This window comes from Vibrio ulleungensis, from assembly GCF_016900875.1.
Classification (GTDB): domain Bacteria; phylum Pseudomonadota; class Gammaproteobacteria; order Enterobacterales; family Vibrionaceae; genus Vibrio; species Vibrio ulleungensis.
In genome coordinates, this window is the sequence record NZ_JAFEUM010000002.1 from 517,705 (window position 1) to 530,403 (window position 12,699).

At 46.8% G+C, this 12,699-nt stretch carries 10 protein-coding genes; 3 read left to right on the top strand and 7 right to left on the bottom strand.

What is annotated here, in order from left to right; translation table 11 throughout:
* Positions 1–17 precede the first annotated feature (17 nt).
* Together JQC93_RS07230 and JQC93_RS07235 are read left to right on the top strand one after the other, a co-directional pair.
* Positions 18–932 carry an ABC transporter ATP-binding protein gene (locus JQC93_RS07230; protein WP_205157789.1) on the top strand — a complete coding sequence of 305 codons (915 nt, stop codon included), beginning with the start codon at positions 18–20 and terminating at the stop codon, positions 930–932.
* On the top strand, positions 925–1,926 hold the full coding sequence (locus JQC93_RS07235; protein ID WP_205157790.1) for an ABC transporter permease: 1,002 nt from the start codon (positions 925–927) through the stop codon (positions 1,924–1,926). Before JQC93_RS07230 ends, JQC93_RS07235 begins: the two co-directional genes overlap by 8 nt.
* Positions 1,927–2,015: 89 nt before the next feature.
* Here JQC93_RS07235 and serS read toward each other — a convergent pair whose 3' ends face one another.
* The 5 genes from serS to lrp all read right to left on the bottom strand — a co-directional run bounded on the left by serS (position 2,016) and on the right by lrp (position 8,926).
* Positions 2,016–3,323, bottom strand: a complete 1,308-nt coding sequence (gene serS / locus JQC93_RS07240) for a serine--tRNA ligase (RefSeq protein ID WP_205157791.1) — start codon at positions 3,321–3,323, stop codon at positions 2,016–2,018.
* Positions 3,324–3,429: 106 nt separating this feature from the next.
* Positions 3,430–4,776: a replication-associated recombination protein A gene (locus JQC93_RS07245; protein ID WP_205157792.1), complete on the bottom strand. Its 1,347-nt coding sequence runs from the start codon at positions 4,774–4,776 to the stop codon at positions 3,430–3,432.
* A 5-nt stretch (positions 4,777–4,781) separates the two neighbouring features.
* The gene (gene lolA / locus JQC93_RS07250; RefSeq protein WP_205157793.1) at positions 4,782–5,387 is read right to left on the bottom strand and encodes an outer membrane lipoprotein chaperone LolA; all 606 of its coding nucleotides are present in this window, start codon (positions 5,385–5,387) and stop codon (positions 4,782–4,784) included.
* 8 nt (positions 5,388–5,395) lie between these two features.
* Positions 5,396–8,275, bottom strand: a complete 2,880-nt coding sequence (locus JQC93_RS07255; protein WP_205157794.1) for a DNA translocase FtsK 4TM domain-containing protein — start codon at positions 8,273–8,275, stop codon at positions 5,396–5,398.
* A gap of 156 nt (positions 8,276–8,431) precedes the next feature.
* Positions 8,432–8,926 carry a leucine-responsive transcriptional regulator Lrp gene (lrp, locus tag JQC93_RS07260; protein ID WP_084887341.1) on the bottom strand — a complete coding sequence of 165 codons (495 nt, stop codon included), beginning with the start codon at positions 8,924–8,926 and terminating at the stop codon, positions 8,432–8,434.
* Between the two features lie 157 nt (positions 8,927–9,083).
* On the opposite strand from lrp, the gene ald reads away from it, so the two are divergent.
* Complete coding sequence (gene ald / locus JQC93_RS07265; RefSeq protein ID WP_205157795.1) at positions 9,084–10,208, top strand: alanine dehydrogenase; 1,125 nt, start codon at positions 9,084–9,086, stop codon at positions 10,206–10,208.
* Positions 10,209–10,280: 72 nt separating this feature from the next.
* Here ald and JQC93_RS07270 read toward each other — a convergent pair whose 3' ends face one another.
* Positions 10,281–11,483, bottom strand: coding sequence for a methyltransferase (locus tag JQC93_RS07270; RefSeq protein ID WP_205157796.1), 1,203 nt, complete (start codon positions 11,481–11,483; stop codon positions 10,281–10,283).
* An 88-nt stretch (positions 11,484–11,571) separates the two neighbouring features.
* Positions 11,572–12,546 carry an HTH-type transcriptional regulator CysB gene (gene cysB, locus JQC93_RS07275; protein WP_205157797.1) on the bottom strand — a complete coding sequence of 325 codons (975 nt, stop codon included), beginning with the start codon at positions 12,544–12,546 and terminating at the stop codon, positions 11,572–11,574.
* Between the last annotated feature and the right edge of the window lie 153 nt (positions 12,547–12,699).

Here is a 12,699-nt window from a genome sequence, read left to right on the forward strand (position 1 = left end):
TGTGAAAGGAATCACACATGGAATACATCCTAGAGGCGCGCGATTTAGCGCGCCATTTTGGCACGCTAAAAGCCGTTGATGGCGTTAGCTTTGGCGTAAAAACAGGCAGTTGCTTCGGTCTACTCGGCCCCAATGGCGCAGGAAAAACTACCACCATAGAGATGCTTGAAGGCATTGTAGCCCCCACCTCTGGGCAAATTTTGTATCAGCAGCAGCCGATCAATAAAACCGTATACGAGAAACTGGGGATCCAGTTTCAACATACCGCGCTGCAAGACTTCCTTACTGTGAAAGAAACACTGACTCTGTTTTCTGCGTTTTATCCGCATACCACTCCTATTGAGACGTTGATAGAGCAGTGTCAACTCAGCGAGTTTTTAAACCAAGATCATCGAAAACTGTCCGGCGGTCAAAAACAGCGCTTATTGCTCGCACTGGCATTAATCAATGACCCTCAACTGCTATTTCTGGATGAACCCACTACAGGGCTCGACCCCCATAGCCGTCGGCTATTTTGGGACCTGATTAATGATATCAAAGCATCTGGAAGAAGCATTCTCCTAACCACACACTACATGGATGAAGCCGAATATCTCTGTGACGAAATTGCAGTTATGAGCCGAGGGAAAATCATCGAACAAGGCGTGCCTAATCAGCTTCTACAACATCACTTTAGCGGGGCTTTAGTGAGCTTGCCGGAAGAAAACTTCAGCACTACCGCCTCAAAAGAGGCCATTAGGGCCAGTAACGGGCGTGGGTATATCCAAAGCAATCATGTTGAGTCTACATTGTCGACGTTGATAAAACAGGGGATCAGTTTAGAAGGTTTACAAGTTAAGTCAGCCACACTCGATGATCTGTTCTTAAAACTCACCGGCCATTCACTGGAGAAAGATAGCCCTAACTCACAGGAAGAGACTCAGCATGTTTAAACGATTTTTAGCCATTCTCATTGCCCGAAACTATGAGTTCACCCGTGATCGCTCTGCCTTAGGCTGGAACTTGGTCTTTCCTGTATTGATGGTGGTGGGGTTTGCCTTTGTATTTTCCAATGACAACCCTACGCTCTATAAAGTTGGGGTGTTAAACGAATCAAGTTCACACCCTCTTCAAACTTTAGAATATTTGGAATTCATTCCTTACGACGACGAGCAACAAGCGATGCTCAAGCTTAGCCAGCATAAAGTGGATTTGGTCGTCTCAGGACAGTCACAACAGTATTGGATTAACAGTAGCTCAGCCAATGGGTACATCGTTGAGAAGCTACTACTAGGAGAAGACACCCAATATCAAAAAGGGGTCATTGACGGAAAACAAATTCGCTACTTAGACTGGGTTGTCCCTGGAATACTAGCCATGAACATGATGTTTTCATGCCTATTTGGTGTGGGGTATGTGATCGTTCGTTATCGTAAAAACTCTGTGCTAAAGCGACTCAACGCAACGCCGCTTAAAGCGTTTGAGTTTTTGTCCGCCCAAGTTATATCTCGCCTATTGATCGTGACGGCAATCACCAGCGGTATTTTTATCGCCTGTAACTTCATGTTTGGTTTCTATATGTTAGGCAGCTATTTGGATTTACTGCTGATAGCCATATTGGGCACCGCTTCCATTATTTCACTATCACTGCTCATCGCATGCCGCTCTGAGTCAGAAGAATTTATAGGTGGAATGCTTAATTTAGTGTCTTGGCCAATGATGATGTTATCGGGTGTGTGGTTTTCGTTGGAAGGCAGTCCAGATTTTATTCAAACCCTCACTAAGGTATTCCCGCTCACTCATCTGCTGGAAGGGGCAAGAGCCATAATGTTGGATGGTGCTAGCTTGATGGACGTTTGGCCTAATGTAGCGGTGTTGTGCGCTATGACCATAGGGTTCTTAGCACTTGGATCTTATCTGTTTAAGTGGCAAGGCCACGCGCGTTAGTTACCCCATAAAATTACGGGACATCTTCCTAACTGGAAAATGTCCCGTACTAAACTTTGCAAAATGCTTTAACGCCTTACAGGCCTACATTAACCGATGTGCGTCAATCCGCCCATGTATGGCTGAAGCACTGCAGGGATCGCTACACGACCATCCGCTTGTTGGAAGTTTTCCAAAATCGCGACCATAGTACGTCCAACAGCCAATCCAGAGCCGTTTAGCGTGTGCACTAGCTCAGGTTTCTTTTCGCCCTTACGACGGAAACGAGCTTGCATACGGCGCGCTTGGAAATCACCACAGTTTGAACATGAAGAGATCTCACGGTACGTTTTCTGTGCTGGAACCCAGACTTCCAAATCGTAAGTCTTACGAGCGCCAAAGCCCATATCACCAGTACACAGGACCACCTTACGATAAGGCAGCTCTAACAGTTGCAGCACTTTCTCAGCGTGGCCTGTTAACTCTTCCAGTGCGTTCATCGACTCTTCTGGCTTAGTGATTTGCACCAGTTCAACTTTGTCGAATTGGTGCATACGAATCAAACCGCGTGTATCACGGCCGTACGAGCCTGCTTCTGAACGGAAACACGGCGTATGAGCTGTCATTTTAATCGGTAGATCCGCTTCATCAGTAATGGTGTCACGTACCATATTGGTCACGGGCACTTCAGCCGTTGGGATCAAAGAGAGTTTACGAGGCTCTTCATCGTTCACTTTTTCTGTTAGTGGCTCTGTGTGGAACAGATCTTCACCAAATTTTGGCAGTTGACCTGTGCCGTATAGGCTATCTGCATTCACCAGGTATGGCACGTACATTTCGCTGTAACCGTGCTCATCGGTATGCAGGTTTAGCATGAACTGTGCAATTGCACGGTGAAGACGAGCAAACTGCCCTTTCATCACGATAAAGCGCGCACCGGTGATTTTAGTGGCGCTGGCAAAATCCAAACCACCCGCGAGTTCACCCAGGTCAACGTGGTCTTTAACGTCAAAGTCGTACTCTTTTGGGGTTCCCCAGCGAGCGACTTCAACATTGTCGTCTTCGTTACGGCCGTCTGGCACTTCGTCTGCTGGAAGATTTGGTAGGCTCAATGCAATTGCTTCAAGCTCAGACTGAACGTCAGCAAGCTCGACTTTCTTCGCATCAAGGTCTGCTCCTAGCGTACCAATTTGCTGCTTAATCTCCTCTGCACCTTCTTTATCACCCGCCGCCATTTTTTGGCCAATCTGCTTGGAGATGGAATTACGCGTGGACTGCAGGTTTTCTACATCAACTTGTATGGATTTACGTTTTTCTTCCAGTTGACGGAGGGTATCGACGTCTAAGGCAAAGCCTCGACGCGCCAATTTAGCTGCTGTTTCGTCCAGTTCGGTACGAAGTAATTTTGAATCTAGCATTACTGTTCCTGTGCGTAATGTAACGGAGAAAATTGGGCGTCAGACGAGTCGCAAGACGACCAAATTTGAATCTTAAAATATAGCGGTTAACAATAGCCAAAAAAAGCTATTTTTTATAGCGCTTTTGCGGGCTATTTTGGTTTAAAGAGTGCAAATAGTCGAGCTTTTCGCTGATTTTAGTCTCAAGCCCTCGATTTTGAGGGAAATAGTAGCGAGTGGTATCCATTTCAGGTGGAAAATAGCTCTCGCCAGCTGCGTAAGCGCCTGGCTCATCATGAGCATAACGATAGCCTTCACCATAACCTAGCTCTTGCATCAATTTAGTCGGTGCATTTCTGAGGTGAGGTGGCACTTCAAACTCTGGCAGATTTCGTGCATCCGATAACGCTTGCTTCCATGCCGTGTACACCGCATTACTCTTTGGCGCGCACGCCAAGTATACAACCGCTTGTGCAAGCGCTCTCTCGCCTTCTGCGGGGCCTATTCGAGTAAAGCAGTCCCATGCACTCACCGCGACCTGCATCGCTCTAGGATCGGCGTTACCGATGTCCTCAGAAGCAATGGCCAGTAATCGCCGTGCAATATATAACGGATCGCAGCCTGCACTGATCATGCGCGCCGACCAATAGAGTGCAGCATCGGGATCCGATCCTCGAATCGATTTGTGCACCGCTGAAATTAAGTCGTACCAAATATCGCCTTTGTTATCAAAACGAGAGACTTTTTCGCCAGCCACTTGGGCAAGCAGCGGCAGTGTGATCTGTTTGACACCATCGGTCTCTTGCGCCATGTCATACAGCAGCTCTAAATAGTTGAGCGACATGCGGCCATCGCCGTTTACCCATTCTGCTAAACGCGCAACGACGCCATCGTCAAAATGCGCCTCATGCTCACCTAAGCCGCGTTCTTTGTCCTCAACCGCTTGTTTGATCAGGTGCTCAATATCTTGATTACTCAGTGAGGTTAGCTTGTAGACGCGGGCCCTAGACAGCAATGCGTTATTGAGCTCAAACGAGGGGTTTTCGGTGGTAGCACCGATGAAGGTAACAGTGCCATCTTCAATATGCGGTAAAAATGCGTCTTGCTGGCTTTTGTTAAAGCGATGCACCTCGTCCACAAACAAGATGGTCTTTCTTCCAGCGAGTTTGTTTTCTCGCGCTCGCTCAATAGCTGCACGAATATCTTTTACCCCAGACGTCACTGCAGAGACCCGTTCAACGTCGGCGTTGACGTAATTTGCAGCGACTTCGGCAAGCGTTGTTTTACCCGTGCCGGGAGGACCCCAAAGTATCATTGAATGAATCTGGCCCGCCTGCAATGCACGGTGCAATGGCTTTCCTTCACCCACCACGTGAGCTTGGCCAACATATTGCTCAAGAGTTTGCGGACGCATTCTTGCCGCTAGGGGGCGAAAATCTTCATCGCCAGAAAAGTCCAAACTGAGGTTACTCATTGCCGCTACTCTACGTTAGAGCGTTGATCGTCCACTTCAACGCCGTCTGGTGTTGTAAACACAAAACGATCTTTGTTAGGAACCGCGCTGGCAAATTGACTGAATTCGAAGTGGCTGCGCTGACCGTCTTGCTCGACAACACTAAAACCTTCAACCACGCCATTTGACGTAATGTCGATATAAAACTGGCCTTGGTTGCTGTCAATTGCGGTCGGTGTTAATACAAAACGGTTATCTTGCTGAGTTATAGAATACTTATCCCAGTCACTGTTTTTGTTGCGAGTAAGCAGCACAAAGGGGGTCTGCTCAATGGCCGTTTGAGCATCATAAATAGATACTTGCTCAATAAACGGGCTGTAGTACCACAGTGCTTTACCATCCGAGACCATCACTTCTTCATCAGGGGCCATCAGCGTCCAGCGAAATAAGCTTGGTTTAGAGATCTCAACTTTACCTTCGCCTTCCATAAGCACTTCATTATCGGGGCTAAGTACTTGTTGTGAAAAATTAGCACTAAAACCCTCGGTTTTGTTTATTCTTTCTACCAACTCTTGCTGAGGGTTAGCCAGAACACCAAAGCTCACCAGTAACAGGGCGCAGAATTTTAACATCGGGACTCCTAAATATCTTTAATCGGTGGTGGGGCCAAAACTTCACGATTTCCGTTGTGGCCAGGGGCACTCACAATCCCTTGTGCTTCTAATTGCTCAACAATGCGCGCTGCGCGGTTGTAGCCAATCTTAAATTTACGTTGTACGCCAGAAACTGAACCTCTGCGTGTTTCGGTCACATGAACCACGACTTGGTCAAATAGCACGTCCAGCTCTTCTTCCCCTTCTGGGCTTTCTCCAGGCAATAGTGACTCTGGAGACTGATCGCCGTGGGTTATTTCTGATATGTAATTCGGTTTTCCACGCGCTTTCCAATCGTTTACGACTGCATGCACGTCGTCATCGGAGGCAAATGCACCATGTACGCGAATGGTGTGGCTTGAGCCTGGCGGTAAGTAGAGCATATCACCCATACCCAATAGCGACTCAGCACCACCTTGATCAAGTATGGTTCTTGAATCGGTTTTCGTCGAAACAGTAAACGCGACACGGGTTGGGATATTCGCTTTGATAAGTCCAGTAATCACATCGACCGAAGGACGTTGAGTTGCTAAAATAAGATGTATACCCGCTGCACGCGCCTTTTGCGCAATTCGTGCAATGAGCTCTTCCACTTTTTTACCGACAACCATGATCAGGTCAGCAAATTCATCCACCACTACCACTATGTAAGGCAATTTCTCCAATAGTGGCGGCTCTGCGTCCATACTGTCACCGTCTTGCCACAAGGGATCGTGGATTGGATGGCCCGCTTCTGCGGCCATTTTGAGTTTGTCATTAAAGCCTTTAACGTTACGAACCCCTAATGCGGACATCAGTTTGTAGCGGCGTTCCATCTCACCAACACACCATCGCAGCGCATTGGCAGCGTCTTTCATGTCGGTGACCACTTCAGAAAGCAGGTGCGGAATGCCTTCATAAATTGAAAGCTCGAGCATTTTCGGGTCGATCATAATAAAGCGAAGATCTTCGGGCTTCGCTTTGTAAAGCATACTAAGGATCATTACGTTGACCCCAACCGATTTACCCGAGCCTGTCGTACCTGCGACGAGCACGTGTGGCATTTTGGCGATATCGGCAATAACCGCTTCACCCGCAATATCTTGCCCCATCACCACCGTGGTTGGGGATTTGGCATTGACAAATTGTTCGCTGCCCACAACGTCAGAGAAAAAGACGGTTTGGCGCTTCACATTAGGAAGCTCTAAGCCAACGTAAGGCTTACCGGGGATTACTTCTACCACGCGCACAGCCAAAGCAGACAATGAGCGCGCCAAGTCCATAGAAAGACTCGATATACGAGATACCTTAACCCCTGGAGCGAGATCGAGTTCGAAACGAGTGATAACGGGCCCAGGGAAGATGTCGACGACCTTAGCGGTGATCTTGTAATCAGCTAGCTTAGATTCAACCAATCGAGCAATGTTTTCGAGCCCTTCTCTATCAATGAAAGTATCTCGTGTCTCTGGGTGATATAAAAGTTCAAGAGTAGGCATTGGCGTCGTTGGCTTAGGTAAATCTTGTTCTCTCTTCATTAAGAACGGATTTTGCTGACCGGCCATATTCTTCTGCGCTTCATTGACTAATGCCCCTAAAGCGTCTGCATTTTGCTGTTGCTCTGTCTTAATTTCAGGCTCTGGTTGCGCTGTATTCAACGCATTGGAAGCGATGTCGTTATCCGCCTCCTCATCCATCGTATCGAGCTGTTCTAAATCGATTGTCGGTGGAATATGGCCCGCATGATCACGCTCGGGCTCTTTGTCTGCAATAGAAAATGGTGAATCCTCAACATCGATATCATCAATCGCGCCAAGTGAGATTTCATTGTCGCTTACAGCATCATCAACCCATGGCGGTGTTTGATCCGCCGCTGCCACTGAAGCCGTAGCGGCAGGCGCCAACTCTTGGGTTGCCGGCTCTATATCATGGTGCGCCACAGCATCATTTTCTAATTGATCGATGGTTGCATGCAAATTTGCAGTGCGGTCAAATTCGGGCTCATCGTCAACCTCCAGTGCCTGATAGGGTGTGGCGGCCGAAGGTATGTGAATATTGTATTCTTGAGGCTCTGCTTTGGTGGCAAACGACGTGTCTTCTTCAAATTTAGCCGCTGAGCTTGGTTTGATTGGTGGAGAATCAATAATTAGGGTGTCATCAGCAGTATCATCGCTGCTTGCCGAGCTCGATATATCTGTGAATGATGGCTCTTCGGTTTCTAGAGAGGCTTCATACTGCTGTGTACTCTTACCGCGAACGAGGTTTAGCGATCCAATTGTGGCAACTATGACGCCCTTGCCAATCCCTTCGACCACAGATATCCATGAGATTCCCGTAAACAAAGTCATTCCAGCAGCCCAAACAAACAACATAGCAATGGTGGTACCAAGACTGTTTAGCATTGGCATCATCAGGCCTGTGATCACATCACCAATCACGCCACCAGATGAAAAGTACCAAATATCGTCAAAATTGATGTCTGCCATCGCGCAACTTGTTAGAAGTACTAAGGTAAACCCAAGTGCTCTTGTACCCCAAATCATCAAATCGATTGGTTCGTTAGAGTGACGACGGCGGAAAAAAACCCAAACCAACAACAACAGTAACGCGGGTATGGTGTAGGCGAGTACGCCAAATAGGAAGAAAAAGGTATCTGCGAGCCAGGCGCCAATTTGACCTCCGGCATTATTGATCGTGCCTTGCCACGCTGTTTGAGACCATGATGGATCGGCTGGGTCAAAAGAAAACAGAGCTACAGATAATAGAATACTGGCAAGTATTCCGAGAATAAAAGCCCCTTCCATTAAACGCTGGCCTCCAGAGAGACGAGATTTAACCGATGTAACACCACTGTGTTCGATGATTGTGATTTTATCGCGCTTTGTAAACATAAAGACCGTTGTTGGTGTCGCTAGACCACCGCAGGGACAGCGACTCTACTTCCTAATGACCAAAAAAAGCGGCAAGCGCCGCTCATATTTGTTTAGTGTAACCTTGTTGAAAGTAAAACCCAATCCTGATGAGAGTTGAGTTTTCTTTCTCGTGAATCAGCGCGTTTTTATCACTAAGTGATTGCTCTGTTTCACTTCTTCCATCACAACGTATGTACGAGTATCGTTCACACCAGGCAAACGCAATAGAGTATCCCCTAGAAGTTTACGATAGGCGCTCATATCTGACACACGTGTTTTAAGTAGGTAATCGAAATCTCCTGACACAAGGTGGCATTCTTGAATATCGTCCAACTTTTGAACCGCACTATTAAACTGTTCAAATACATCAGGTGCACCTCGGTTGAGAGTGATCTCAACAAATACTAATAATGATGCATCCAAATATTGAGGATTGAGCTGAGCGGTATACCCTAAAATATAGCCTTGGCGCTCTAAACGACGTACACGCTCCAAACAAGGTGTAGGTGATAAACCTACGCGCTTCGACAACTCAACATTCGAGATTCGACCGTCTTTTTGCAATTCGTTAAGGATATTGCGATCAATTCGGTCCAGCTCCTTGGACGGCTTATTATTGTTATCTACCATTTTTTTATTCCACCTTTTTACTTCCTTGCAAACATTTATACTACAACTTTATAATCTTTAGCATCTAATTTTATGTTGTGGCCATTATACTAGCGTTAAATCTGCCATTATCAACCACAAGGCAGTTACAACAACTAGTTTTTTAGGAGGAGTCAGGATGATCATTGGTATCCCAAAGGAAATAAAGAACCATGAGTACCGTGTCGGTATGGTGCCATCTAGCGTACGTGAGGTGATTACTCACGGGCATGAAGTCTATGTCGAAACTAACGCAGGTGTTGGCATTGGTTTTAGTGACGAAGACTACATTGCTGTTGGCGCATCCATTCTTCCAACTGCTGCAGACGTATTCGCTAAAGCTGAGATGATCGTTAAAGTCAAAGAACCTCAAGCTGTTGAGCGAGCTATGCTGCGTGAAGGGCAAATACTATTCACTTATTTGCACCTTGCACCAGATTTTCCACAAACTGAGGAACTAATCAATAGCAAAGCCGTCTGCATAGCCTATGAGACTGTAACAGATAATATGGGTCGCTTACCACTATTAGCACCAATGTCTGAGGTTGCAGGTCGAATGTCTATTCAAGCTGGTGCTCAATGTTTAGAAAAATCTCAAGCTGGTCAAGGACTTCTATTAGGTGGTGTACCTGGTGTAGAACCTGCTAAAGTTGTAGTTATTGGTGGCGGTGTCGTGGGTGCTAACGCTGCTCGTATGGCTGTGGGCATGCGTGCCGACGTCACTATCCTCGATCGCAGCCTAGACACACTTCGTCGCTTAGATGAAGAGTTCCAAGGACGAGCTAAAGTGGTTTACTCGACCACAGACGCGATAGAAAAGCACGTAACCTCAGCTGACCTTGTTATTGGTGCGGTGCTTATTCCTGGCGCAGCGGCTCCGAAACTTGTTACAAAAGATCACATTGCGAAGATGAAGCCTGGCGCAGCGGTGGTTGATGTTGCGATAGACCAAGGTGGTTGTTTTGCTACATCACACGCCACAACACACGCAGATCCAACTTACATCGTAGACGACGTTGTGCACTATTGTGTGGCTAACATGCCAGGCGCCGTCGCTCGCACCTCGACGTTCGCACTAAACAACGCAACTTTGCCATACATCATAAAACTGGCAAACCTTGGCTACAAAGAAGCGCTATTGCAAGACAAAGGCTTCCTGCTGGGTCTAAACGTTATCCATGGACAAGTCACCTGTAAAGAAGTGGCTGAAGGGTTTAACTTAGAATACCTAGCGCCGGAAGAAGCAATCGCTAAATTCAGTTAATCTATATTTCGTCACAGTGCTGAACGCTTCAAAGCCCGCTAAACATTTAGCGGGCTTTTTGCTAAGCGGTGTTTATTGTGGATACTCCGCTTGAATAAGCAGGTTTCTAGGCGTCACTTCACGGGAGCAAAACTCCGTTAATTTCACCTCGTACCCTATTTCTTCTAAATACAAACACTTGTCTAATGCTAACCACATTTCTAACGGTCTTTGAAATAGTTGTTGTGCAAGCGACAGCCTTTCCATATGCCAAAATCGCAGTGTTCCTTTCTCGAGGTAGTGTTCAAAATCGACATCACGAGGTAATTCGACGCTTTTTTTATCCGCCGCCCATTTACAAAAATATTGAAATCCTTCATCCAGCAAAGATTTCTTGATGCTTGGCACGGTAGTTTGCTCGTTAAACGAAAGCTCTGCCCTTAGTAGCTCATCAAAGCCTAATCTAAATGACATTTCCTGCTGCCTGTGTCGGCTCACCCTTGCACCGCCGGTTACCGTTTGTTGCAATGGCACACGTAGGGCCGACTTATCCAGCGTTAAGTCCAAATCTTTACCTACACTGGACATAGGCACGTAATGATCACCCCGAATTAAGTGATAGCAGCATGGTGCGATGGACACACTTTTGGGCAATCGTTGACTGGCCAAGCGAATGAGCTCTACGTGTAAATCCCCACAAGCGTGAAGGGCCACACAGTGATTATGGCCGTGAACATGTAATGCGGTGGAATCGCTGTCAAAGACGTCTTGCTGATAAAACTGCATATCCAAACTATGGCTATCAGAATACGATTGCCCAGCCTTAACCAGGCTAGGCTGCCACTCTAAGCTAGTCACGCGTTGACCGGTTAGCGACGCGATCCCTCGTCCAAGATACCCTTTACCCGCGCACCACTCCACCCACGACTCTTGCTGGCGTGCCGGGGGGAGCTGAGCGATTAACCGCTCAATTTGGATGCGCTTATTCCCTGGCATACCCACACAGACTGTCTCGTCGATAGGCCGAACTCTGTCGGTATCTAACAACTGAACATCTACCCACTGGTGGTAGTTTTCTAGTGATGGGTCAATTGAGCCAAGGTAATCGAGCAGCGCCTCATCGTTACGTTTAAATTCACTGATCTGGAGAGTGTCTAACTTCTGTAATTCGGCCCACAACGCACTGAATTGAGTCGCCCAACCAGGCAAAGAATGCGCGGATTCAACAAACGGCGAGGTACGCCATAACAGCTGATAGTGTTGTAACCAAAGAGAGAGGGGTGCAAATCGTTTCAAAAAAAAGCGCCACTGTGTATTGAGTGGCGCCTATTGTAATCGCTATACGTGTTCGCGCAAACCTAAGGTGTAGGAGAAGATGCGCCGATTAACGAACGGGTAGGTCTATTCCCTCAAACATCGCTTCTATTTCAGCATTATTTTTTAACGAAATAGCTTGTTCAACCACAGGACGAGTCAAATGAGGAGCAAACCTCTCGACGAAATCGAACATATAAGAGCGTAAGAAGGTGCCTCTACGAAAGCCAATGCTCGTCGTACTGGCTTCAAAGATATGGCTTGCATCGATAGCCACGAGATCGTGATCTAGGTTCTCATCAATCGCCATACTGGCAATCACACCTACACCAATTCCCATCCTAACGTAGGTTTTAATGACGTCGGCATCGGTTGCCGTAAAGACGATTTTAGGTGTTAAGTTGGCTTTGTTAAATGCAGCATCCAATTCAGAGCGCCCGGTGAATCCAAAGACGTAGGTGACCAGTTGATACTGTGCGAGATCTTCAATAGAAACTGAGCCCAGTTGTGCTAGTGGGTGATCTTTTGGCACAACGATCGAACGATTCCAATGGTAACACGGTAACATGATTGCATCTTGGTACAGGTGTAACGCCTCAGTCGCAATGGCAAAATTGGCGGTGCCCTTCGCAATTGCTTGGGACATTTGACTAGGCGTACCCTGATGCATATTGAGGCCTACATTAGGGTAACGTTTGGTAAATCCTTTAATAACGTCAGGCAAAGCGTAGCGCGCTTGAGTATGGGTAGTGGTGATATTGAGCGTACCCATGTCTGGGTTAGTATGCTCCCCCGCAACCGATTTTATGCTTTCTACGCGAGCCAAAATCTCTCGTGAAATACGAATGATTTCGTCACCTGCATCGGTTACGTGCGTTAAATGTTTGCCGCTACGTTCAAAGATTTGTATCCCTAGCTCATCCTCTAACAATCTAACTTGTTTGCTGATGCCGGGTTGCGATGTGTATAGGCTTTCTGCCGTGGCTGAGACGTTTAAATTGTGGTTGACGACTTCAACAATATACTTCAGTTGCTGTAACTTCATCCCTGTCCCTTATTTCTAAATGAGTCCCTATTAATGAATTTAGTTATAAACTGATCCGCAAAGAATTGACAGTCAATTTACTCAAAAGGTTTGCAACGGAGGAATAAAGCTACTCACAATTAGAATAGGGTCACATCGTCAGAAAATCCTGTT